The organism is Polyangium mundeleinium (assembly GCF_028369105.1).
GTDB classification, from domain to species: Bacteria; Myxococcota_A; Polyangia; order Polyangiales; family Polyangiaceae; genus Polyangium; species Polyangium mundeleinium.
Window position 1 is genome coordinate 12,744,695 of sequence record NZ_JAQNDO010000001.1, and the last position, 24,264, is coordinate 12,768,958.

21 protein-coding genes are annotated in these 24,264 nt (G+C 67.1%); 16 read left to right on the forward strand and 5 right to left on the reverse strand.

The window, feature by feature from the left end; genetic code table 11:
• Positions 1-22 precede the first annotated feature (22 nt).
• Positions 23-376, reverse strand: coding sequence for a helix-turn-helix transcriptional regulator (locus POL67_RS50500; RefSeq protein ID WP_271929761.1), 354 nt, complete (start codon positions 374-376; stop codon positions 23-25).
• A gap of 234 nt (positions 377-610) precedes the next feature.
• Between POL67_RS50500 and POL67_RS50505 the strand changes: the two genes are divergently transcribed.
• Together POL67_RS50505 and POL67_RS50510 are read left to right on the forward strand one after the other, a co-directional pair.
• On the forward strand, positions 611-1,963 hold the full coding sequence (locus POL67_RS50505) for an NAD(P)/FAD-dependent oxidoreductase (RefSeq protein ID WP_271929763.1): 1,353 nt from the start codon (positions 611-613) through the stop codon (positions 1,961-1,963).
• Between the two features lie 385 nt (positions 1,964-2,348).
• Positions 2,349-3,641, forward strand: coding sequence for a thrombospondin type 3 repeat-containing protein (locus POL67_RS50510; protein WP_271929766.1), 1,293 nt, complete (start codon positions 2,349-2,351; stop codon positions 3,639-3,641).
• 131 nt (positions 3,642-3,772) lie between these two features.
• On the opposite strand, the gene POL67_RS50515 is transcribed toward POL67_RS50510, so the two are convergent.
• Positions 3,773-5,074: an IS701 family transposase gene (locus POL67_RS50515; protein WP_271929769.1), complete on the reverse strand. Its 1,302-nt coding sequence runs from the start codon at positions 5,072-5,074 to the stop codon at positions 3,773-3,775.
• 534 nt (positions 5,075-5,608) lie between these two features.
• On the opposite strand from POL67_RS50515, the gene POL67_RS50520 reads away from it, so the two are divergent.
• The 3 genes from POL67_RS50520 (at position 5,609) to POL67_RS50530 (ending at position 6,991) form a co-directional block, all read left to right on the forward strand.
• Entirely contained in the window at positions 5,609-6,064 is a 456-nt protein-coding gene (locus POL67_RS50520) for a thrombospondin type 3 repeat-containing protein (RefSeq protein ID WP_271929772.1), read from the forward strand.
• 112 nt (positions 6,065-6,176) lie between these two features.
• Positions 6,177-6,785 (forward strand): thrombospondin type 3 repeat-containing protein, encoded by a 609-nt coding sequence (locus POL67_RS50525; RefSeq protein ID WP_271929774.1) that lies wholly within the window; start codon positions 6,177-6,179, stop codon positions 6,783-6,785.
• Positions 6,786-6,868: 83 nt separating this feature from the next.
• A complete protein-coding gene (locus tag POL67_RS50530) occupies positions 6,869-6,991 on the forward strand; it encodes a hypothetical protein (protein WP_271929776.1) in 123 nt (40 codons plus the stop codon).
• A 58-nt stretch (positions 6,992-7,049) separates the two neighbouring features.
• On the opposite strand, the gene POL67_RS50535 is transcribed toward POL67_RS50530, so the two are convergent.
• Both POL67_RS50535 and POL67_RS50540 read right to left on the reverse strand, forming a co-directional pair.
• Positions 7,050-7,469, reverse strand: coding sequence for an NUDIX domain-containing protein (locus tag POL67_RS50535; RefSeq protein WP_271929778.1), 420 nt, complete (start codon positions 7,467-7,469; stop codon positions 7,050-7,052).
• Between the two features lie 16 nt (positions 7,470-7,485).
• Positions 7,486-8,091, reverse strand: coding sequence for a hypothetical protein (locus POL67_RS50540; protein WP_271929781.1), 606 nt, complete (start codon positions 8,089-8,091; stop codon positions 7,486-7,488).
• A 41-nt stretch (positions 8,092-8,132) separates the two neighbouring features.
• Between POL67_RS50540 and POL67_RS50545 the strand changes: the two genes are divergently transcribed.
• The 11 genes from POL67_RS50545 to POL67_RS50595 all read left to right on the forward strand — a co-directional run bounded on the left by POL67_RS50545 (position 8,133) and on the right by POL67_RS50595 (position 23,800).
• On the forward strand, positions 8,133-8,720 hold the full coding sequence (locus POL67_RS50545; RefSeq protein ID WP_271929782.1) for a hypothetical protein: 588 nt from the start codon (positions 8,133-8,135) through the stop codon (positions 8,718-8,720).
• A 417-nt stretch (positions 8,721-9,137) separates the two neighbouring features.
• Positions 9,138-10,277, forward strand: coding sequence for a right-handed parallel beta-helix repeat-containing protein (locus tag POL67_RS50550; RefSeq protein ID WP_271929783.1), 1,140 nt, complete (start codon positions 9,138-9,140; stop codon positions 10,275-10,277).
• Between the two features lie 119 nt (positions 10,278-10,396).
• Positions 10,397-10,900, forward strand: a complete 504-nt coding sequence (locus POL67_RS50555) for a deoxycytidylate deaminase (RefSeq protein ID WP_271929785.1) — start codon at positions 10,397-10,399, stop codon at positions 10,898-10,900.
• A 45-nt stretch (positions 10,901-10,945) separates the two neighbouring features.
• Complete coding sequence (locus POL67_RS50560; RefSeq protein ID WP_271929787.1) at positions 10,946-12,175, forward strand: phosphatase domain-containing protein; 1,230 nt, start codon at positions 10,946-10,948, stop codon at positions 12,173-12,175.
• Positions 12,176-12,216: 41 nt separating this feature from the next.
• Complete coding sequence (locus POL67_RS50565) at positions 12,217-14,955, forward strand: WD40 repeat domain-containing protein (protein ID WP_271929790.1); 2,739 nt, start codon at positions 12,217-12,219, stop codon at positions 14,953-14,955.
• An 88-nt stretch (positions 14,956-15,043) separates the two neighbouring features.
• On the forward strand, positions 15,044-16,552 hold the full coding sequence (locus POL67_RS50570; RefSeq protein WP_271929793.1) for an SWIM zinc finger family protein: 1,509 nt from the start codon (positions 15,044-15,046) through the stop codon (positions 16,550-16,552).
• A 13-nt stretch (positions 16,553-16,565) separates the two neighbouring features.
• Entirely contained in the window at positions 16,566-18,449 is a 1,884-nt protein-coding gene (locus tag POL67_RS50575) for a HEAT repeat domain-containing protein (RefSeq protein WP_271929796.1), read from the forward strand.
• Positions 18,450-18,497: 48 nt separating this feature from the next.
• Positions 18,498-19,628, forward strand: coding sequence for an ATP-binding protein (locus POL67_RS50580; RefSeq protein ID WP_271929797.1), 1,131 nt, complete (start codon positions 18,498-18,500; stop codon positions 19,626-19,628).
• Between the two features lie 6 nt (positions 19,629-19,634).
• Complete coding sequence (locus POL67_RS50585) at positions 19,635-22,034, forward strand: DUF5682 family protein (RefSeq protein WP_271929798.1); 2,400 nt, start codon at positions 19,635-19,637, stop codon at positions 22,032-22,034.
• A gap of 5 nt (positions 22,035-22,039) precedes the next feature.
• The gene (locus POL67_RS50590) at positions 22,040-23,350 is read left to right on the forward strand and encodes a VWA domain-containing protein (protein ID WP_271929800.1); all 1,311 of its coding nucleotides are present in this window, start codon (positions 22,040-22,042) and stop codon (positions 23,348-23,350) included.
• 84 nt (positions 23,351-23,434) lie between these two features.
• Positions 23,435-23,800, forward strand: coding sequence for a hypothetical protein (locus POL67_RS50595; RefSeq protein WP_271929801.1), 366 nt, complete (start codon positions 23,435-23,437; stop codon positions 23,798-23,800).
• On the opposite strand, the gene POL67_RS50600 is transcribed toward POL67_RS50595, so the two are convergent.
• Positions 23,751-24,161, reverse strand: coding sequence for a hypothetical protein (locus POL67_RS50600; RefSeq protein WP_271929804.1), 411 nt, complete (start codon positions 24,159-24,161; stop codon positions 23,751-23,753). The two genes, POL67_RS50595 and POL67_RS50600, sit on opposite strands and share 50 nt — an antisense overlap.
• Positions 24,162-24,264 lie beyond the last annotated feature (103 nt).

Consider the following 24,264-nt stretch of genomic DNA (forward strand, 5'->3'; position numbering starts at 1 on the left):
TGTCTCGACGGGGGGCTTCGCGTCAGCGCGTGGCCCTCGGCGCCCGGCCGCGGAGGATCAACGCGAGGAGCGCCTTGACGTCGCGGTGCGCCTCGATCGGGTGCCGCAGCGGCTTGTCCGGATGCACCTCGTACAGGTTCCGCCGCCCCACCCGCTCTCGTGTCACGAACCCCTCCCCTTCCAGGTCCGTCACGATCCGCTGCACTGCGCGCTCCGTGATCCCCACCCGCTCGGCCACGTCGCGCAGCCGCACCTCCGGATCCTCGGCCAGACAGAACAGCACGTGCGCGTGGTTCGTCAGGAACGTCCACCCCGCCGCTTCTTCGGGCGGGGCCGCGCGACGCCTCGACGGCGCACGGGCCGCGCTCCCCGACACGCGACGTTCGTTTCGTGATTTCTTGATCATGCACGACCGGCGCTCGCCATCGGGCGCGGCGCCCCCCGCAAGCGGAATGGTAAGTCATGAATCGGGACGACGCCCATCACCTCCGCTTGCTACGCGTGCCCTCTCGCCTCCGCATGTCCCCTTCCCTACGGAGTCGTCGAAAAGACTTCCGTTCCGCGACGCGCCCGGGCTCTACTCGAACCCGGGCCGCCTGGGAGGTGCCGCATGGCCGATCGCAAGGACATGCCTCATGTGGTGATCGTTGGTGGTGGATTCGGCGGGCTCAACGCCGCCATGTCGCTCGCGGGCGCGCCCGTCCGCGTCACGCTCGTCGACCGGACCAACCACCACCTCTTCCAGCCCTTGCTCTACCAGGTCGCGACCGCGGGCCTCTCCCCGGCCGACATCGCGGTCCCCATCCGCTCGGTCTTCTCGCGCCAGCGGAACGTCCGCGTCCTCCTCGCCGAGGCGAACGGCGTCGACCTCCCGGGCAAGCGCCTTTTGCTCGACAAGGGCGAGCTCCGCTACGATTACCTCGTCCTCGCCGTCGGCGCGACGCACAACTTCTTTGGCCACGACGAGTGGGGCACGCACGCGCTCGGCCTGAAGACGCTCGACGAGGCGCTCCGCATTCGCGAGCGAATGCTCCTCGCGTTCGAGGGCGCCGAACGCACGACCGACCCCGAGGCACGCAAGCGCCTGCTCACCTTCGTCGTCATTGGCGGCGGCCCCACGGGCGTCGAAATGGCCGGCGCCTTCTCCGAGCTCGCCACACACGTCCTCTCCAAGGACTTTCGCGCCATCGACCCCTCCCAGGCGCGCGTCGTCCTCGTCGAGGCCGGCCCGCGTATCCTCGCGGCGTTCCCCGAGGACCTCGGAAAGCGCGCCGAAGCCCAGCTCGCCTCCCTCGGCGTCACCGTCGAAAAAGGCCGGCCCGTCGCGCGCATCGACGACGATGGCATTGCGTTCGGGGATGGCGAGCGTATCGACGCCGCCACCGTCGTCTGGGCTGCGGGCGTCCGCGGCACCAAGCTCTCGCGTGCGCTCGGCGTCGAGCTCGACCGCGGCGGCCGGGTCAAGGTCTCCTCGGATTGCTCCCTCCCGGACCACCCCGAGGTCTTCGCGATCGGCGACATGGCTGCTTGCCGCGACAAACACGGCGTCGACGTCCCCGGCCTCTGCCCTGCGGCCATTCAGCAGGGAAAATACGTCGCGCGCACCATTCGCGCCGAGGTCCGGGGAAAACCGCGCGAGCCTTTTGTGTACCTCGACAAGGGCACGATGGCCACCGTGGGCCGCAAGCGCGCCATTGCGATGATGGGAAAGCTGGAGCTCGCGGGCTTCCTCGCCTGGCTCGCGTGGATGGCCGTCCACGTCTTCTTCCTGATCGGCTTCAAGAACCGCTTCCTCGTCATGTTCAACTGGATCTGGCAATACTTCACGTGGAAGCGCGGCGCGCGGCTCATCACCACGCATACCGGCGTCGAGCCGCAGCTCCTGCTCGCCGCCGCGCCCGACGGGCCCGTGCCTTCTTTGCGCGCGGCCGACGCTGCCTCGAAGCCGGCGTCGACGCGCTGACGGCACGTCCTGGGCGTCTGCGACGCGCGGAAACGACGCACCCCTCCCCTCTCTTCGTGCCCCCTCCAGGTCTCCAGGTCTCCTCACCACCTGGATATTCGCCGCAATGACGCAGCCGTGATGATCGCGGAATCGGCTTGATAGCCGAGCCTCCACGGCTAGATTGTAACGGTATGAATTGACGCGGGGTCTGGCGGACCGGTGCGTCGCGGACGCGCGTGCGCCGCGAATCCGCGCACGACGAGGCCGCGCCTCATCGATCGAACCGAGCCGCGCGAGCCTCCGCGTCCCTTATGGCACGTGCATGGGGGGACGTGCCGTCATGCACGGCGCGCCACCGTCACGCTCTTGGCAATCGTCTTCACGGAAGCGAGGTACAATTTCCATGAATCCAAGGAATGGCTTCCATTACGCGACGGGATTCTTCACCGCGATGATCCTGGCCGGCTGCATGGATTTCGGCGGCCACGGCGAGGACCTGGAGTCGTCCCAGGACAACCTGGTCGCGCCGCCGGTGACCTGCCCGGATCGCGACTTCGATGGAATCTGCGACAACGTCGACAACTGCCCCGACGACGAAAATCCGGACCAGCAAGACACCGACGGCAACGGCCTCGGCGACGTCTGCGATTGTCCGGACATCGACGGCGATTTCATCTGCAACTTCGCGGACAACTGCCCTGCTTGGAAAAACCCCGACCAGAAGGACACCGACGGCGACGGCATCGGCGACGCCTGCGATTCGGCCTGCCCCGACATCGATGGCGATAAAATCTGCAACGACGTCGACAACTGCCCGGAGTGGGGAAATCCCTTCCAGGAGGACACCGACGGCGACGGCATCGGCGACGCCTGCGAATGCCCCGACGCCGACAAGGACACGATCTGCGACCCCGACGACAACTGCCCGCACCACCCGAACCTGGGCCAGGAAGACGTGGACCTCGACGGCCTCGGCGACGTGTGTGACGCCTGCGTCGACGGGGACGGCGATCTCATCTGCGATATCGATGATATTTGCCCCGCCGTCCCGAACCCCGACCAGCTCGACACCGATGGCGACGGCATCGGCGACGTTTGCGAAGAGCTCCCGCCTCCGCCGCCCCCGCCTCCTTGCTCGGACGTGGACGCCGATCTCGTTTGCGACATCGACGACAATTGCCTCGACGTCCCGAACCCCGATCAGTTCGACGGCGATCTCGACGGCTTCGGCGACGCCTGCGAACCGCCCCTGCCCCCGCCTCCGCCGCCCCCGCCTCCTTGCTCGGACGTGGACGCCGATCTCGTCTGCGACATCGACGACAATTGCCTCGACGTCCCGAACCCCGATCAGCTCGATGGGGATCTCGACGGCTTCGGCGACGCGTGTGATTGCATCGACAAGGACCGTGACTTCATCTGCGACGTGGACGATTTCTGCCCATTCACCGTCATCCCGGAGTTGACCGTGCCGGCCGTCTTGCTCTGGTACAACCGCTATGCCCTCGTCGACAATGACCCCGTCTTCGACTCGGGCGGCTTGAAGGGCCAACCCGCGCCGCGCCTTTATACCCTCGAAGACACCCGCGGCTGCTCCTGCGAGCAGATCGTCGCGGCGCTCAACCTCGGCCAGGGAGTGCTCGACCACGGCTGCAGCATCAGCACCATGGAATACTGGATTTCCGTGATGCACCCCTAGCACTACTCTGCCACCACCAACCACACCTTCATATCGGCACGAGCGCCCGCACCGTCGCTCCGCACCGCGCGCATCTCATGGGCGCAGCGAGCCTTTGAATCAGTCGCCGCCGGATCTCCGGTAGCGACGGTTCAGGCGGTGGGCCGCTGTGCCCAAGCTTTTTTTTCGGCGTTGCGTAGGTGCTGAAGGAAGGCGAAGGCCATCATTGTCAGGAGCGCGTGATGATGCAGCGCGTGCCAGGAGCGGCACTCGACATGGTCGAGTCCGAGCTCCTCTTTCATCTGCTGATGTGCTTGCTCGCAAGCCCAGCGCGCCTTGATCACCGAGGCGAGCGTTCCGAGTTCGGTGTCGGGCGGGTAGTTCGAAAGGTAATATTTCCGCACGCCGTTCGCGCGCTTTTCGCAGACGAGCCAGGCTTCTTCGCCTGGCCCACGATTGTGTCCGATGACCTTCGGCCCATCAGCCACACGCACGCGGATGGCGGCAAACGACGCGGAGAGCGGGCCTTTCGTCCCGTCACGCCATTGTACCTCCTTGAAGCCGTTCTTTGCGCGCGTCGAGAATACCTCCTGCGCCTTCCTCGGAGCAGCCGACACCTTCCCACGCTTTGGCGGACGCCCGCCTGGTCGTGTTCGCTCGGGCGCGGCCACACGAACGGACTTCGGATAGACGAGCTGGTTCGGATTCACGCCCACTGCCCACTTCAGCTTCAACTCCGAAAGCCCACGCCGGAACGCGGCGCACGCGCCGTACCCCGCGTCCGCCAAGACATCGCCGAACTCGATGCCGCTGCGCATGATGCGCTCGATCTCGGCGAGCGCGATCTGCCACTTCGTCCGGAATACCACGTCCTCGGGTACCTTCGCGCGTCGCCGTCGCTCTGGATCGCGCGCCCATTCCTTCGGGAGGTAAAGCCGGAGCGCGACCGGGACGGGCACCTCGTCACGCGCAAGCGTGATGGAGACGAGAGCCTGGCAGTTGGCGTTCTTGCCGAGTTGCCCGCAGTACTGATGCGCGACGCCGACCGAGTGCGTTCCCTTCTTTGGAATTGCGGTGTCGTCAATGATGAGGTGGGCGTTCTTGCCGCCGACGAGCGCTCCAGCCTTCTCGAGGAGCACGCGCTCGTGCCCGGCCGTGTCCCAGCGAGAGGTCGAGATGAAGGGGTGAAGCTGCTGCGTCTCACCTGGGCAAACTCGCGCGGCCATCGGCTCGATGCTCTTGCGGTCGCCTGGCCCGAGCAGCCCACGTAGGTAGACCGGCCCCCACTTCTGCTGGGACGGGTAGCCGAACTCGTGCAGGAACGGTGCAAACCAGTGCTCGAACTCGCGCTCCCAGTGTTCCTCAGGAAGTTCGTCACTCTCGAATGTGGGTTTGACGGCGGTCACGCGGGCAAACCAGCGCAAGGGAAGACGCTGGGCCAAATTTTTCGCCACGGCAGACCACGAAGGGCCGTAGATCAAGCTCGGCACGCGTCAGGTCGCGGGCAGGGTCGGTCAGGATGGCAGAGTAGTGCTAGCCGATCGAATGCCGCGCGCGGCCGTCTGGTCACTCCGCTGACCACCCGCTGCTCCATAGCGCGGACCCCCTTCCCGATCCTCCAGACAATCATTCGAGCGACGGGAAAAACCCCGGCGTTCTCGACGACCGCGCCTTTTCGCCGACGGAGCGGGTTCGTCGCGGCTTTGCGCCCTTCCCTACTCGCCTCGACCTCCCGATTTCTTCTTGATGACCACCCCTCCGTGATGAATAGTGCGGCACGAATTCGACGCCGGGGCGGTGCTCCTGATTGTACCGACCTTCGTGGAGGCGGGAAAGCCACACACGGAGGGGTACTGCCACCACCGGCCTCGCGTCGCGCGTTCCGCCTCCGTGTGTCGGGCTGAACAGCGCGTGAGCATTTCAATGTTCGGCGCCGAGCGAAGCGCCGGGCTCGGCCATGACCGTCGAACGAGAGGGGTGGGTCTCGCATGAAACGAATCCATGGCTTCCACTACGTGACTGCTTTCTTCGGCATGCTCGTCGCCGTCGGTTGCATGGAATCCGTGACGCGTGAAGAGGACGAGAATGTCGATACGGTCGACGGGCGACTGCTCTTTTGCGTGGACGCCGACAACGACAAAGTGTGCAGCACGGACGACAACTGCCCGACGGTCGCCAATTACAATCAGAAGGACATCGACGGGGACGGCATCGGCGACGCCTGCGACAACTGCGTCACCGTGGACAATCCCGATCAGGCGGACAGCGATAACGACGACGTCGGCGACGCCCCCAGCTGGCCAAGACGGGGGACACGGCGTTCACGGTCGGGGACTTGGGGAACGGCGACCCCTCCAAGTTCTTCTTCACTGTGGAGCAGACCCGCGGGTGCTCCTGCAAGCAGATCCTTTTCAAGCTCGGCGTTAACGGCCAAGGCCCGCTGAAGCACGGCTGCCCGCCCGGCATCATGCAGCATTGGATCAACCTTGTGAACAAGTGACTCGCCAATAGTGCACTTCCGTGCCAGCTTCGCACGAAAAGAGGGGCGTGTTTCGCATGAAACGAAAGAATGCTTTCTACTCGTTGACCGCTGTCTTGACGACGCTCATCGCGGTGGGCTGCATGAACGCCGCGACCCCCGAAGACGAGGCGCAGGAGCTCGGGACGGCCGAAGGTCGTCTGGATTGCGCGGACGTCGACTACGATTACGTGTGCACAGCTTACGACAACTGCCCGTACGTGGCGAACGCGAACCAGGCGGACATCGATTACGACAAGGTCGGCGACGTCTGCGACAACTGCAAGTACGTCGCAAACGCGGACCAGGCGGACGCCGATTACGACGGCATCGGAGACGCCTGCGACAACTGCCCGGGCACGGCGAACAAGGACCAGTACGACGCCGATTACGACGGCATCGGCGACGCCTGCGACAACTGCAAGTACACGCAGAACCCCTACCAGGAAGACGCCGATTACGACAGGTCGGCGATGTCTGCGACAACTGCGTGTACGTGGCGAACCCCGCGCAGAGGGACGACGACGACGACGGCATCGGCAACGCCTGCGAGTACGGCTGCACGGGCGACAGCGATTACGACGGCGTCTGCAACAACGTCGACGAGTGTCCCTACACGAAGTACGACACGGCGCCCGACGGCCTGAACCCGAACAACTCCATCTGGACGAGCAAGAGCGGCCTGAAGTTCGAAATCGGCGCGCCGAATGGCCCCAACTTCGACTTCACCATGAAGGACACCGCGGGCTGCTCCTGCGCGCAGATCATCAAGGAGCTCAACCTCGGCGCGGGCCACAAGAAGCACGGCTGCAGCCCGAGCGCCATGCAGACCTGGATCGGGTCCGTCTACTGACGCACTCTCGATCCTCCTGAATCAACGCGCGGGGCGGCAAGACTGCCCCGCGCGCCCTTCACCCGCGCGCCCGCGCCGCGAGCGCGATCCTCCCGAGCTGCGCCACGTTCGGCGGCCCGCCGACGTCGTCGAAATGCGTCACCCAGCGCCACTCCTCGAATTCGTCATTCGGGTGCACCTCGTCCGTGTCCACGTCGGCCACGAACACGAAGTTCAAGTGAATCCCCTTGCTCCCGGCCGGGTGCTCCTCGTAGCCGATGAACCCCGGCGGCGTCCCGTCGACGTCGCTCACCACGGGAAACCGACCGACGAGCCCCGTCTCTTCGCGCAGCTCGCGCGCGGCCGCTTCGAGCGGCGTCTCGTCGGGCAGCATCTCTCCGCCCGGCGGCAGCCAGATTCCGAGCCGCCGGTGGCGGATCAAGAGAATGCGGCCTTCATACCGCGGATACACGGCGACGGAAAATGCGCGGCGGGTCATTCGCTCGTCCTCCCCTTCATTTTCCGTGCACGATCGTGGCGGCGCAATGCCCTTCGAGCACCGGTTTTCCCCCGGAGAGCGCTCGCTCGACGCACGCCTTCACCTTCGGGCTGCCCGCTGCTTGCACTTCGGCCACCTTCCCGCCGCGCGCCTTCCATACCACGCGCGTCTCCGTCCCGGCGGGCGCGCACGCGTCGAGCGCTTTTTTCTGCGGCGACATCCATGCAGTCACCAGCACCGCCCCGAGCAGCGCCATTCCGCCGCCCTCGGTCTTGCACTGAATGTCCTTCGCCATGAGCCCGTCCGCTTCGAGCTGCCCGATCGACAGGTTCGCGCCCGGCACGTCCGACGCTGCCGCGGCTTTGCCGTCCGCCGGGGGTGCGGGTTTTTCCTCGGTCGTCGGGGATGCCTTGGGGCTCGGTTTGTCTTCGCTCGCCGCGGGGCTCTCTCCGGGCTCCGGCCCGTGATCGGCCTCGGGAGGCGGGGGCGGCGCTTCTTCTCGCTCCGCGGCGCTGCTCGACGGTGCGAACTCCGGCGGCGGAGACGACGCACTCTCACCGCCGCAGGCGGGAAACAGACAACCAGCAACGGCCAAAACGATTCCGGGGGCTCGAAGGTTCATGAGGGCGTCCGCAGCCTACCAGCCCGTGCCATGATTGGGCCATGAGAATGACCCTTGCCCTTCCTTCGCTCCTCCTCGCCCTCGCGGCGTCGACCACGACGAGCACCTCGGCGCGCGCCGACGACGCCCCCGATGTCGACGTCGACGACCTGCGCACCTTCAAACGCCGCCGGTTTCCGCTCCTGCCCACCGCCGGCCTCGTCCTCGGCCCGAGCTTCGGCGCTCCGACGACGCGCTTCCTCGGCGGCGCCTGGCTCGGCGCGGCCCACTACCCCATGTCGGGACCCCATACGTTTTTCTGGTCCCTCGCCGGGGCCCTCGAGGTCCAGAGCGCCGGCGACGAGATCGCCTTGCCTTGGGGCGTCGACCTCCGTATCGGCTCCGCCTGGTTCAGCGCGACGCGCCGTTATCTCCTCCAGGGCACCGTCTACCTCCTCGGCGGCTACCGCTTCGCCTCGGCCCTCGACATCGGCTCGGCGCGTTTCGGCATCGGCGCCTCCTCCCCGGCGTTTTTCCTGAGCGCGGTGCGCACGATCTTCCTGCCGGTCCCCTCCACGCTGGAGCTCGTCGGCGTCGTGCCCCGCGACGCGCCCGCGCGGTTCGAGCTCCGCTTCGGCTGGTCTTACTGATCACGCCCGAGGCTTCGCCCACGACCTTCGAGAACGCGTCACGGACCGCCGCAGCACGCGGACGAGCAGCGCGTCAACGGCCATGAGGCCCTTCAAGCAGAAGACCGAGCCTCGCGCGGCGGCCCCTGTTGCATGTATCAAAAACCACACACGTTCCCCGGATCCGGGTCGTCGCGAGCAATCATTGCAGCACATACAAAACGTCCGTCCCTGGTGCAGCAATCTGCTTCTGATCGGCCTGTGGCCCGCATTCCGAATGCGCGCGCAGACGGCTGTGCACTTGCCGGCTCGGCAAACCATCGAATCAACCGAGGCCAACGATGGGACGCGCGCCGGGCGCGCGAGCACGCTTCTGCTCGATGCAAAGTGGTTCCCGCCCGCCGCGGCTCCAGGTAAGCTCTTCGCTGGAGAACCTTCATGATCGTCAGAAACTCGCGCACTTCTTCGTTGATCCGGTCGTTCCTTTCGGGCTCGGGTGTCGTCTCCTTGACGGCCCTCTTGCTCGCGCTCCCCATCGTCTCCGCGTGTGGGGATGGCTCGAGTGGTGCGGGGGGTTCGGGCGCCACCGGCGCCTCGGGCGGCGCGGGTGGCATAGGAGGATCCGGCGGCATGGGCGGCGAGGGCGGCATGGGCGGTGGTCCGCCGGCCGATCCTTGCAAGTGGCCGCATGACGTCGTGGTCGAGGTCGCCGACGCGGCCGCCTTGACAGACGCGCTCTCCAAGGCCACGCCCGGCCAGCTCATCCGCCTCGCGCCGGGCACCTATGCCGACACGTTCGACCTCGAGCTCGTGAGCGGAACCGCGGAAAAACCCATCGTCGTCTGCGGCCCGCGCGACGCGATCCTCGACACGAGCGCCATGCCCTCGAACACCGGCCTCCGCTTGCTCCAGGTGAACCATTGGGTCGTCTCGGGCATCACGATCATGGGCGGCCGCAAGGGCATCTACGTCGACGGATCGAGCGACAACATCCTCTCGAACCTCTTCGTGCACGACGTCGGAGAAATGGCCATTCAGCTCCGCAATGGGGCCAGCCGCAACACGATCGAGTATTGCGAAATCACGAACACGGGCCGCACCGTGCCGGATTCGGCGGAGGGCGTCTACGTGGGCAGCGACGACAGCGCCTGGCCGTCTCCGGACATGCCGGACGCCTGCGACGGCACGAAGATCCTCTGGAACAAGTTCGGCCCCGGGATCCAGACCGAGCACGTCGACCTCAAGGAGGGCACGCAGGGCGGCGAGATCCGCGGAAATACCTTCGACGGCGAGGGCCTCACGCCCGACGGCTCGGAGGACGCATGGGTGGCCGTCACGGGCAACAAGTACCTCTTCGCGGAGAACATCGGCGACAAGAGCCCGAAGGACGGCTTCGTCGTGCGCCAGGCGACGATGGGCTGGGGCAACGACAACGTGTTCGAGAAAAACACGGCCAATGGCATCAACAATCCGAACCTCGGCATCAACATCGGTCCTGGCACGACGGGCTCGATCGTGAAATGCGACAACAAGTTCACCGGCACGGGCATGCTCTCGAACATCGAATGCACGAATTGAGGCGCGCCGCGCCCATTTCGACGCCCCTCCCGGGTCCGGCTCGCTGGATCGCTCTGCGCGGGATCCTCCTTGCGCCGATCGAGCGAGCCGGGTAAAACCCTCGCCGAGACGTCCCCGTCATGAAGGCGAAACACCTGCGCATCCGGATCGAGCAATGCTTGGCCCTCGCCAAGGCGTCGAACTGCCCCCGCCGCAAGTTCGGCGCCCTCCTGCTCGACCCCGACCGCAACGTCATCCTGATGGACGGCTACAACGGCGGCCCGCGCGGCGGCGGCGACCTCTGCGGCGGCGACGTGTGCCTGCGAGACAGCATGCAGATCCCGAGCGGCACGCGCATGGAGATCGGCTGCCACCACGCCGAGATGAACGTCGTCTGCAACGCTGCCGCGAGCGGCGTGGCCACGCGGGGCGCCTGGATCATCGTCACGGGCGAGCCGTGCATCCTGTGTGCCAAGCTCATCCACCACGCGGGCATCACGAAGGTCATCGTGGTGGCCGAGGGGTATGCGGGCGAGAACGGCGTGGAGTATTTGACCCGCCATGGAATCGCCGTGGAAACGACGGAGGGCCCGAAAGATCCGCGCCTCTTGGGCGCGACCGAGGGCGAGGGCGGCCCCGCTTGACGGGCCGTTGACGGCCGCGCGGCCTGGGCTCTATCGTTATCTTTGATGGGCCCGAACGACTTCGACAAGACCGCCGCCGACGCAACCATCGCGACGATCGAGCGCCTCCTCGCGCGCCACACCGATCGGACCGAGGAGGCGCGGATCCTCGACCTCCTCCGCGACGCCCGCCCCCGCGAGCTCGACCATCTCCTCGGGCGCCTCCCGCTCCAAAGGCTCGTCTCCAGCATCGACGACCGTGTCGTTGGTCCGGACAACCGCACCGCCCTCTTTCGCCTGCTCTGCGAGGAGCGGCTCGGCGACCTCTCCATCTCGACCCGCGCGGCGCTGATCTTCGCCCTCCAGCGGGGCCGCACCGACACCGCCGACGAAACGGCCCTCGGCCGCATCCTCCTCGGCACGCGTGGCGCGGAGCTCACCGACCTGAAGAACGCCATCGACGACGGCGGCGATTACCGCGACCTCCAGCAGCTCTTTTTTCGCGATCTCGACGACGACCTCCTCCGCGAAAAGCTCTTCGAGCATTTCCGCGTCGCGGCGACCCCCCGCGCCGATCTGAAGGTCCTCTCCGACATCGACGACACGCTCTATCCGAACTGGAAAGACGCCCGTTATCCCCGCACGAAAGAACCCCGCCCCTACCCCGGCGTGCGCGCCTTCTACAACGAGCTCGACCTCGCGTTCTCCCCGCACGGCGACCTCGGCGACCTCACCTTTCTCACGGCCCGCCCTGGTGATCGTGTCGGCTTCGGCGAGGGAATCACGCGCAAGCACCTTACGGCGCTCGGTCTCCCTCATGCCAAGGTCCTCACCGGCGATTTCGGCCACCTCGCCACGCACGACCTCATGGCCGACAAGAAATACGGAAGCTTCATCGAATACCGCAAGCTCTTCCCCGAATACACGTTCGTCTTTTGCGGCGACAGCGGCCAGGGCGACGCCATCGCCGGCGCTCGCATGATGGAGCACCCCGGCGACGGCATGCGGGCCGTCTTCATTCACGACGTCGTGAACACGGACGCGGAAGGCCGCGCCGCCTGGCGCGCGAAAGGCGTCGCCTTCAATGACACCTACATCGGCCACGCGCTCGACGCCCACGCGCTCGGCCTCCTCGATCGCGCCGCCCTCCGCCGCGTTGCCGACGCCGCCCTCCGCGACCTCCACGACGTCCCCTTCGACGACCTCGGCCAGCGCGAAGCCCGGTGGACCGAGTTTCGCCGCGACATCGCGCGCGTGAATGCGCTCTTGCCGGAGGACGAACACCTCTCCCCTTAGCCGCATTGCGGCATGCGGATCCCCCGTGATACGGTCCGCGCATGTTCGCCCGCTCGCTTCGCCTCGTTGGGGTTCTTCCTGCCGCACCGCTCCTCGGGCTCCTCGCCTGCGGGGGCGCGCCGCCTGCGCCCCCGCCCACGCCGCCCTCGTCCGTCGCCAAACCCGCCCCGCCCACGCCGCCCCCGGCGACCCCTTGCGAGACCGCGGACGCGCTGCGAAAGAAGGTCCCCGCGCTCCTGGGCAAAGGAAAGCTCGACCGCGCCGCGCGCGTGATGGCGCGCGTGCGAGAACTCTGCCCCGAACCGGCTCCGGAGGTGCTGGCCGAGGATCTGACGACGAGCGCCGAGCTCGCCGTCGAGCTGTACGATTTCACGTCCGCATACAAGCTCGCAACGAAGCTGCTCAGCATCCCCGGCGTGAGCGACGCCCATAAGCAGCGATGGCAGACGGCCCGCGCGGCGGCCAACAAAACCGAAAAGAAGCTCGCGTCCCTGTCCGCGCCCGACATCACGAAGGTCGCGCTGCCGCTCGTCGCGCAAGCCGATGCCCTCGCGGCCAAGGGCGACGAGGCCTCGCTCCGCGCCGCGCGCGAGGCGTACCTCGGCGCCTTCGCGGCGCACCCGAATGGCCAGGCCGCGCTCGGCGCGGCCCTGGTGACGCGCAGGCTCGGCGACGCGGCCGAGGCGCAGAAACTCTTCGATCGTGCCTTCGGGCTGCTCGCCAGGACCGAAAAACGAACGCCCACGGTCGTCCTGCCAAACCGTTCCCTCGTCACGAGCTGGCTCGATTGGTCGAGCGACGGCCGCTTCCTCGCGCTCTCGCAAGGCGAGGCCGTCGGCGGTGGTGACATCGAGATCTCCCTCCTCGACGCGGAGACGAATCGCGAGCACCTCCACCTCTTTTTGCCCTGGGGCCAGGAGGACCACGTCGCGTTGTCGAGCGACGGCAAGCTCCTCGGCGCGAAGACCTCCTCGAAGGGGTTCGTCCTCGATATCGCCTCGCGCTTCATCGTGCGCGATCTCGACAATCTCCCCGTCTCGTACACGACCGCATTTTCGCCCGACCTCGGGCGCCTTGCGGCGGTGAAATACGACGAGGCCCTGATCCGCCAGTTCGCGCCGTGGTCCACGATCGAGGTGAAGGACGGCTTGCCCGGCGAGGACGAGGAGGCGCGGCCCATCAGCGCAACGTTCTCTCCGGATGGCAAGACGCTCGCCATTCCCTACACCGACGAGAAGGTCCGCCTCTGGAACATCGAAAAGCGCCGCGTCTCCGCGATCCTCGGGGGAAATCGTGGGCCCATCTGGCAGACGGCCTTTTCGCGAGATGGGAGCACCGTCGCCATTTCCACCGACAAGGGCGACGTGCAGCTCTCGGATCCGCGTAGCGGGGCCACGAAAAAGACGATCTCGGTCGCCGCGGACGACCCCGTCCATACGCTCGCCCTCTCGCCGGATGGCTCCCTCGTCGCCACGGCCAACATCGGCGGCGTCTCCGTGTGGGATGCAAAGACCGGGTCTGTCCGGACGAAACTCGAGCAGTTCGTGTATTACGGGGACATTGCCTTCTCGCCCGACGGCCGCCGCCTCGCGGTCACCTGCGAGTCCGGTCCGGTCTGCGTGGTCGACGCGAACAACGGCGCCCTCTTGAAGAAGCTTCGCTTGCAAGACGCGGGCATAGGAGCGCTGTCGATTTCCACCGACGGAAAGACCCTGGTCGCGCGGCCCTGGGACGGCGCCTTGCGGATCCTCGATCTCGAAAAGGGGACCCTGCGGAGCACCCAGCCGCTCTCCGACGACGAAGGCAACGTGGTCCTCTCGGGCGACGGAAAGCTCCTTGGCGGGGCGGGGAAGGGCATGCGCGTCTGGAACGCCGCGACGGGCGCCACGGTCCGCGAGGAGAAGTTCGTCGATCCTGCCCAGGCCTTCGCATTCTCGCCCGATGGCACGTGGGCCGCCGTCGACATGGGCGATGCGATCCTCCTTTTTTCTCTGACGAAGACGAAGGCGCCGGCACGCTCTTTCCAGGGGCACACGGGCTCGATCCGGGCCCTCTCGTTTTCCCTCGATGGAAAATACCTCGCCTCCGGCTCGCGCGACAAGACCGTGCGGATCTGGGATGTCGCCGCGGGCACCGAAAAACTCCGCTTGCCGGAGCACGGCGACGCCGTGACGGCCGTCGCGTTCTCCCCCGACGGAAAACTCCTCGCTTCGGGCTCCGCCGACAAGTCCGCGCGGGTATGGGACGCGACAACGGGTACGTCTCGCCAAACCTTTGTGGACAAGCACGCAGGCCGCACGGAGAGCGTCAACGAGCTCGCGTTCTCCCCCGATGGCACACAGCTCGCCGTGGGCGGGTCCGACAATACCCTCCGGCTCTGGGACCTCGCGACTGGCGAGCCACGCGCCATGCAGAAGGCAGGCGCGAGCGTCTATTCCCTGGCCTTCACGCCCGACGGCCAATGGCTCGTCACGGGCTGGAGCGACGGGACGCTCCTTTTCCAGCGCTCCACGGGCGAGGGCCCGACTGCCAGGATCCATTTCCTCGACAAAGAGGACGCGGCCCACGTCCTCGACGGCGAAGGCCACGCCGATTTCCTCGGCAAAAACCCCTGCGCCGCCCGCGCCCGCCTCCACTGCCGCGCCGGCCGCTTCGGAATGCCGTTCGACCTCTGCGAGGAGCGCGCGTTCACGAGCGGCCTGCTCGCCACGATCCTCGCCGGAAAGCCCGCCGGAGGCGACCCCTCGCACGAGGACGATCCCCCGCGTTGCGCCCGCTGAACCGGTTCGTCCTCGCCCGGACTTTTCCTGTCACACCTCTCCAAACTCCCCCTCCCCACGTCGGCGTCCTTCTGGTACGGTCCGATGCATGGCTGTGGTCGTCACCGAGCAATCGATCGCCGAGTGGGCGCCGAACGAGAAGGTGCTCATCGACGCGAGGGCGCTCTTGCGGAAAGGCGCGCTGAAGAAGCTCGCCAAGAACGACGATGGGACCCTCGCCTTCGGCCACTGCGACGGCTCTGGCAGGTCGCCTTATGCGGTCTCCATGGACCTCACGACCGGAGCGGACAAACCCACCGTCCGATGCTCCTGCCCTTCGCGCCTCTTCCCTTGCAAGCACGGGCTCGCGCTCCTGCTCGCGTACGCGCAAAAAGGCGCGCTCTTCCCCGTCGAGGAGCCGCCGAAGGACCTTGTCCAAAAGCGCGAAAAGCAGGCGCAAAAGGCGGCCGCCGAAAAGAAGCCGGCCGCGGCCGCCGCGGCCCCGCGCAGCGTGAACAAGACCGCGCTCGCGAAAAAAGCCAAGGAGCAGAGCGACGCCCTCGATACCCTGGAGACGTTCCTCGTCGACCTCGTCTCGGGCGGGCTCGGCGGCCTCTCCAGCAAGAGCATCGAAGCGATCGAGCACCAGGCGAAGCGCATGGCCGACGCGGACATGAAGCGCACGGCCGGCGTGCTCACGCGCCTCGCGGCGTACGTATCCGGCGATTGGCTCGGCGACGAGGACGACGAAGATGCCCCCGGCGTGCGGGACGTCGCGCGAGGCCTCGGCGAAGCGCAGGAGGCGCGCATCGCCTTCATGCTCACGCAGCTCTACACCACCGTTCGCCGCGGAAAGAAGGCGCTCGAAGGGAAATTCGTCGAAGAGGGCACGACGCAGAGCGAGGCCGACGCGCAGCTCGAATCGATCCTCGGCAAGGCCTGGCGATTGCCCGAGCTCCGCGAGGCCGGCTACTGGGTCAAGAATCGCAGGTTCCTGGAGCTCGCGCACGAGCGCTCCGACGACGAGATCAACCAGTTCGCCACGGCGATCGGCTTCCTGGTCGACCTCGACGACGGCTCGGTCGTCTGCGAGGTCACGTCGCTCCCGTTCCACACCCTGCCTTTCACGAAGCTCCGCGCGTCGCGCCTCGGCACGCTCGAAATCGCGGAAGCCGCGCTGTATCCGGGCGACCTCGTGAACCGCCGCGTCCGCTGGGACGAAAAGGTCGAGGGCGCCGTGCGCGAGCGGCCGCGCGAGGCCGCCGATTACGAGGCCGTGCACCGCCACGGAAAACCGCTCGACCCGGTGCTGCGCGCGATGCGCAATCAGCTCAAGAACCCGCTCCACCCGCTCGACGCGGTGTTTCTGGTCGCGGCGAAAAAGTTCGGCGACGTGGGCGGCGAGCTCGTGCTCGAGGACGAGGCGGGCATGCGGCTCGTCCTCCGCAACACGAACGACGGCAGGCTCCCGAGCACCGACGCGCTTCGCCACGCGGCCGCGGCATTCGGCCCGGGCACGCTCGCCGTCCGCCTCCATTACGACCTCCTGGCGCGCGCCATCTACGGCGACCCGCTCGCGCTCTTCGTGGGCGCCGAGCACCTGCGCCTCCGCGCCTGATCGAAGGGGAACGATGATGGCCAAGGATACCCTGAAGCAACTCGACCGTGACGTCGACCGCTGGCTCTTCGCCGGCGCGCAGATTGCCCGGACAGACCCGAACCTCGCTGGCGCGAGGGACACGCTCGCCCCGCTCGCCGCGCGCGCGCCCGCGCTCGGCAAGGTCACCGACCAGATCGAAAAACTCCAGAGCGCCACGGGCAAAGCCGCGGCGTCCGAGCTCCTCGCGCTCGCCTCCCTCATGGCGCAGGTGCGCGGCGCGCAGGCGACGCCGGCCCTGCCCGAGGCGAGCGGCGACATGCAGCCGCTCCCGCCGGCGCGGAAAATCGGCACGCCGCTCACGCCCACGGAGCTCAATACGCTCGTCGGCGCCCTGACGAACGCGCCGGATTCGCGCCAGCGCTCCCGCATCATCCGCGATTACGCGACGTCGGATCGCGGCGCGGCGCGGGACCTGCGCATCCTGCCGCTCGTCCTTCCGGCGCTCTCGGACGGCGCCATCGCCGAGGTGGTCGTGCAATACCTCGTGCCGGCGCTCGGCGAGGCGATCGTGCCGAGCCTTCAAAAGCACCTCGACCTCGAAAAGGGCCGCGCGCTCGACGTGCGGCTGCTCCGCGCCATTGCGCAGATCGAGGGGGCGAAGGCCACGAACATGCTCCGCGAAGCCATCGAAAAGGGCGGGCCGGACATCCGCGCCGCGGCGATCGCCCAGCTTGGCCGAATCGATCCCCTCGCGGCCGAGCCCATTGCGATCGTGCTCTCAGACAAGGATCGGTCGAAGGACGTGCGCGTCGCGGCCGTGCATGCCCTCGCCGGGGCCCCGAGCGACGAGGCGCTCGACGTGCTCCTCCGCGCCTTCGGGGGCACGGCGGAAATGCGCTCGGCCGCCGAAAGCTCGCTCGCCGTGAGCAAGCACCCACGCGCGAACGAGCGGATCCTCGCGCTCTTCACGCCTGAGCTCCGCGACCTCGGCCATTTCCGGATCAAGAAGACCACGACGAAAGAGGAAAAGGACGCGGCCACGAAGGCGCAGAAGGCCCATACGAACCAGATCGAATACCTCGTCGACCTCGTCGACCTCCTCACCACGCGCGGCACGGACGAGGGGGCGAACCTCGTGCTCGAAACGTTCCGCCACCACAAGGTCAAGGAAGTGCGCGACGCGGCGGCGCGTGCGCTCTTGCGGATCGGTTTTCCCGGCGCATGGGAGGAGCTCATGCCGTCGCTCTACGACGCGCCCGACGCCACGAGGGACGATTTCGTCGGCGGCGTCATCGCCCTCGACGCGGCGAAGGCTCACGACCGCCTCGCGCGTTTCTTCGAGCCGGCGGCGCTCGCGCGGAAAAATGGCATCCATCTCGCGCAGGGTATCCTCACGCGGATCGCGAACCATTTCGTGGAGATGGAAGAGGGGGATGACGGCGCGCTGGACACCGGGGAAGCGGCCGAGGCCATCGCGGTGATCAGAAAAGACGAGCGCTGGGTGGATCTCGGGGCCGCCATGCTCGAACAGGAGGGACTGCGCGCTCCTGCGCTCACCCTGCTCTTGCATGCGAACTCGCCGAAGACGCTCGGCGACGAGCTGTCGATCTCGCGCCAGGAGGGTCTGCCCAGCGACGAGGCCCTGCTCGTCTTCGAGTACCTCGGCAAGCAGCGGGATTCGCGCATCCTGCACGCGTTCATTCGCCTCCTCGAGCCCTTGCATGGCAGCTACGAATACGGCCGCGCCTGCAACGTCATGATCGCGTACGACGATCCGGCCCTGGCCCCGATGCTCCGGAGCTGGCTCGACGCGAAGCAAAAGAGGAAGCGCCTCTCGCGCGCCGAGGCGACGCCCTTCGAGGAATGCCTGCGCTTCCTCGAACGAGCCCGGACGGCGGCGTCCACGGACGATTGACACGACAACCCACGTATCTTCATCGAACGCACGGTCGGGGACAAGAGCATGGCGACGAAAAAGGACACCCAAAAGGCGGACGGCGGCGAGGGCGCTGTGAAATCGGACGTGCTCCGCGAGCCGGCGGAGCGGCTCTATGCGAGCGAGCTCGAGGCCATCGCGGCGGTCGACAAATTCGAAAAGCCAGCGGGCTGGCGGCTCTCGCCGAAGGCCGTGCTCCTCTACATCATGGGCGGCAAGGTCGGCGAGACGAACATCACGCCGAAATACGTGGGCGCGTCGCGCATCGTGGAGATCGCGATCGCCACGCTCGCCACGGACCGCGCGCTCCTGCTGATCGGCGAGCCGGGCACCGCGAAGAGCTGGCTCTCGGAGCACCTCGCGGCGGCCATCTGCAATGACTCGCAGCTCCTCGTCCAGGGCACGGCGGGCACCACCGAAGAGCAGATTCGGTATACGTGGAATTACGCGCTCCTCCTCGCGGAGGGGCCGAGCCCGAAGGCGCTCGTGCCCTCGCCCATTCACCGTGGACTCGAAACGGGCAAGCTCGTCCGATTCGAAGAAATCACGCGTTGCCCCTCGGAGGTGCAGGACGCGCTGATCACGCTCCTCAGCGAGAAGGTCCTCGCCGTGCCCGAGCTCGGCTTGCACGTGCAGGCGAAGCGCGGGTTCAACGTGATCGCCACGGCGAACACGCGCGACCGCGGCGTCAATGACATGAGCGCAGCCTTGAAGCGACGCTTCAACATCGTCGTGCTCCCCGTGCCGAGCGACATCGACACCGAGGTCGCCATCGTGGCCCGCCGCGTCCGCGAGATTGGATCGAGCCTGCAATTGCCCGCAGCGCCGCCGGCCGAGGAGGCCGTGCGTCGTGTGGTGCAGGTCTTCCAGGAGCTCCGGCGAGGCCAGACGATCGACGGCAAGCAAAAGCTGAAGAGCCCCTCGGGCGTCCTCTCCACGGCCGAGGCCATCTCGGTGCTCGGCAATGGAATGGCCCTCGCCGGCCATTTCGGCACCGGCCGCGTGAGCGACCGCGACCTTGCCGCGAGCCTGCTCGGCGCGGTCGTCAAGGAGGATTCGAAGGACGAGGCGGTGTTCGTCGAGTACCTCGAAAACGTGATGAAGAAGCGCGGCGGCGCCTGGGAGCCGCTTTATACGGCCTGCAAGGAGCTCGTGTAGACAGCCATGGCGGCGAGGAAGGCAAACCTCGGGGCGGTGACGACGGTGGTGCCGGGAAAAACCACACCCACCGCGGGGCCGCTCGCCCGTATCTTCGGCGTGCGCCACCTCTCGCCGATGGGGGCCTGGCACGTCGAGCGATTCCTCGAACAGGTCGATCCCACGGCCGTGCTCGTCGAAGGCCCGAGCGACGCGACCGACGAGATCGCGCACCTCCTCGACAAACGCACGAAGCCTCCGGTTGCGCTGCTTGCCTTCACGCAGAAGCGACCCGTCCGCTCCGTCCTGTTCCCCCTCGCCGCTTATTCGCCCGAGTGGGTGGCGCTCCGCTGGGCGCTCCAGAAAAGCCGCGTGGCCCGCTTCATCGACCTCCCCGCCTCGGTCTACCTCGCCCGCAGCGAGCCCGCGCCCGAGCACACGCACGAAGACGAATCCGGCGAGGCGGAGGAAAAACAAGAGACGGACACGCAGCGTTACCTCGGCGATCCCTACGAGGCCATTGCGCAGCTCTCGGGCGATCCGGACCACGACACCTGGTGGGAGCGCTATTTCGAGCACTCGATGACGCCGGATTCCTATCGCCTGAGCATCTTCGAGCTCGGCCGCGAGCTCCGCGCGCTCGAATACGAGTCGCCGCGGCGGCGCGAGGAGACGCTCGTGCGCGAGGCGTTCATGCGCCGTCGGATCCGCGATACGATCGCCGAAGGGCACGATCCGGACCGGATCGTCGTCATCTGCGGTGCCTATCACGCGCCGGTGCTCGTCGCCGAGGAGCCGGCGATGACGGACGAGGAAATCGAAAAGCTCCCGGCTGTACCGGTCACGCGCACGCTGATGCCGTACAGCTTCTTTCGATTGAGTTCACAATCGGGATACGGCGCGGGCAACAAGGCGCCCGGGTATTTCCAGACGCTTTACGAGGAGGCCCAGGAGGGCTCGACGGCGCGGCTCGGGACGCGATTCCTCGCGGAGGTCGCTGGCAGGTTGCGCAAGGCGGGCATGGTGCGATCGAGCGCGGAGGTCATCGAGGCCGTACGGCTCGCCGAAGGCATGGCCTCCCTGCGCGACGCGCACGCGCCGACGCTGCGCGACCTCGAAGACGCAGCCGCGACCTGCCTCGGCCAAGGCGAGCCTCTGAACGTCGCGCGGTTTATTAACGATGTCGCGGTCGGCGACGCGCTCGGCAAGGTGCCCCCGGGCGTCTTGCGCACTTCGATTCAGGACGATTTTTATCGCTGGGTGAAGGATCTGCGCCTGGAGGAGTACCTCAAGGACAAGGAACAGATCATCAAGGGGTCGACGAACAAGGACTGGCTCGACCTCCGGCAAGACCGTTTCGCGAAATCGGAGGACGCGGCGCATCGGGATCGCAATCGCTCCATCTTCCTGCACCGCCTCACCGCGCTCGGCATCGGATTCGCGGCGAACAAGACGAGCGCGGAGGATCGGACGCAGAGCACGTACAAGGAAATATGGGCCGCGCGCTGGACGCCCGATTGCGAGATCCAGCTCGTCGAGAACGCGCTCCGGGGCGATACGATCGAGATCGCGGCGGCGCGCTCCATCGGCGAAGCACTCGAAGCGGCCGAGAACGTGCACGCCGCGGCGAACCTCGCGCGAAGGAGCGTGGAGTGCGACCTCTCGGACGCGACGGCGGCGGCACTCGCCCGCGTCTCATCGCTCGCCGTCGACGACGGGGATTTCGTGGCCGTCGCGGGGGCCGCCCTCGAATTGAGCCACCTCGTCGCCTACAAGGACGTACGCAAGATCGACGTCACGCCGCTCGAACCGCTCGTCGCCCAGCTCTTTTTGCGCGGCGCGCTCCTCGCGCCCGAGGCCTCGCGCTGCAACGAGGAAGCCTCGCGAAACGTCGGCACCGCGCTCGGGCACCTGCACCGCGTAGGGCTGATGTTCCCCGACAAACTCGACGGTGATCGTTTCGCGAGCATGCTCGACGCGCTCGCCGACGACGACCTCGCCTCGGCGCACGTCGCGGGCGTCGCGAGCGCGATCCTCCTCGAACGTGGCGTCCTAAAGGACGACGTCCTCGACCGCCGCATCTCGCGCCGCCTCTGCCCCGGCGTCTCGCCGAGCGAAGGCGCGGGGTTTTTCGAAGGGCTCGCGACGCGAAACCGGTATGCCTTGCTCTCGCGCCGCTCGCTCTGGGCCGCCATGAGCACGTTCGTCGAAGCAATGGACCACGACGATTTCCGGCGCGCCGTCGTCGCGCTCCGCCGCGCATTCGGCTCGTTCGAGACGAGCGAGGCGCGAAAGATCGCGGCGTTGCTCGCGGAGCTTTGGGGCGGCAACGAAAAAGAGCTGCTCCGGGCCATCGAGACCAAGGTGGACGACGCCGAACTCGCGGCCCTCCAGGATGACCTCGTCGATCTGGATCTGGACCTGTAAAAGCCATGGCCAAAAAGAAGGCGCCTCCCGCCCCCACCCCTTCTGCGACGAACCCGCCCGCCGCGACGCCCGCGCCCGCGGGGCCGATGACGTTCGACCGGCACCAGCGCTGGCGGCTGATCCTCGGCAAGCGTGTCGAGGACCAATTGTGCGGCGGCGGGGGCGCGGGCATGGGTGGCCGCGGCGGCAGCGGGCTCCTCACGCGCGAGATGGCGGAAATGGACGCCGCGCTCGGCGCCCTTTACGACATCGAGGAGACCGATCCTGGGAATGGGAGCGGCAGCAGCAACAAACGCAGCGCGGGGCTCGGCGCGAGCCGCCCGAAGCTCGCGGCGTGGCTCGGCGACGTGCGCAAGTATTTCGAGCAGGACGTGGTCGCCGTCATTCAGCAGGACGCGATCGAGAAAAAGGGCTGGAAAGAGCTGCTCTTCGAGCCTGAGTCGCTCGCGCAGATCACGCCGAGCGTCGAGCTCGTGGGCACGCTGCTCACGATGAAAGACATGATCCCGGACCGGGCCAAGGACGCCGCGCGCGAGATCGTCCGGGCCGTCGTGGAGGAGATCAAGAAGCGAATGCAAGGCGAGCTCGAACGCGCGGTGCGCGGCGCGCTCGACCGCTCGCGCCACCAGCCCATCCCGAGCCTGCCGAACCTCGACTGGCGGCGTACGATCGGAAAAAACCTCAAGAACTATCAAAAGGAGCGCCGTACGATCGTCCCCGATCGGTTCTTCTTTTTCGCTCGGCAGCACCGGCGGCGGGAGTGGAACGTGATCGTCGCGATGGACCAGTCCGGCTCGATGGCGAGCAGCGTCGTCTACGGCGGCGTGATGGGCTCGATCCTGGCAAGCTTGCCCGCGCTCGAAACGCACGTGGTGGCCTTCGACACGGAGGTCGTGGATCTAACGCCGCGGCTCGTGGATCCGGTGGACCTCATCTTCGGCATCCAGCTCGGCGGCGGGACGGACATCAACCGCGCGGTCGGGTATTGTCAGGGCCTCGTCTCGAACCCGCGCCGGACGCTCTTCATTCTGCTGACGGATCTTTACGAAGGCGGCAATCAGGAGCAGATGGTGAAGCGCATGGAGGAGATGGTGCAGAGTGGCGTACGCGCGATGTGCCTCCTCGCGCTCGACGATTCGGGGACGCCGATGTACGACGCGGAACTCGCGAAGAAACTCGCGAAGCTCGGCGTGCCTTGTTTCGCGTGCACGCCGAATGCACTGCCGCCGATGCTGGAGGCGGCGCTCAAGGGGCACGATCTGGAGATGATCGCGCGGCGGTTCGACGCGCGGAAGGCGGAGGGGCGCGACGCGTAGCCTCGGCGCTCTCAGCGGGTTGCCACGCCGGGTCTCCTCATGTCATGATGCTTGGGTTCCAAACGAACGCAGGGAGGAGATCCAGTGGCGAAAATCACGATCTACGAGACGTTCACGAAGGCCGACATCGACGCGCTCCTCACGGTCGGCGCCCATCTCGCGCTGGCATTCGATGCATCCCATCCGCACGCGGTAAAATCCGTCCACCTCGAGCTCGGCATGCAGATCTCGGCGACCCAGATCGTCGACCTCGAATCGCGGTTCCACTCCACGTACATCAAGCTCAAGGGCGGCCTGATGCACGGCGAGGGGAAGTACAAGCTCGAAGCGCACCACTTCGAGCAGGACATCGTGGACGCGTCGCCGAAGTCCTACGAGATCCGGAAGAACCGCGCCATCGTCAAGCACGGCGACGTGGGCGGGATGGTCGCCGATATCGGCTGGTGGTGACGGCGACGATCACGAGCACGGCCACGAGCGGCGCGAGCCCCTCCAAAACGATCGTGCCCAGCCAAACCCGCGCCTCCCCCGCAGAGAGCTCCACGCGGATGTACGGCCCCACGTCGTCCGAGAACCACTCATCCCCGCCGATCCGATAGAGCGCCCACAAGAGCGCGATCACGAAGCCGCTCGCGCGCCGCGTCTTCTTCGCGGAGAGGGCAAGCGCGACCGTGACGGCGAGCACGACGAGCGTGCAGCCGAGGACGAACGGCTCCCACGGCGGCGCGACCTTGTCGAGCACCTCCGCCCGCGCCACGCACGGGAAAGCGAGCACGAGCAAACCTGCGGCCCACCGGATCCATCGAGGCACGAGATCGCTCCTTCGCAGAGATTATCCTTTTACGCAGGACCTTCCAAGCGCGGGGCGCGCGGCCCTCGCTCGGGCTCCTCGGCGAAGCGAACGAAGCCGCGCC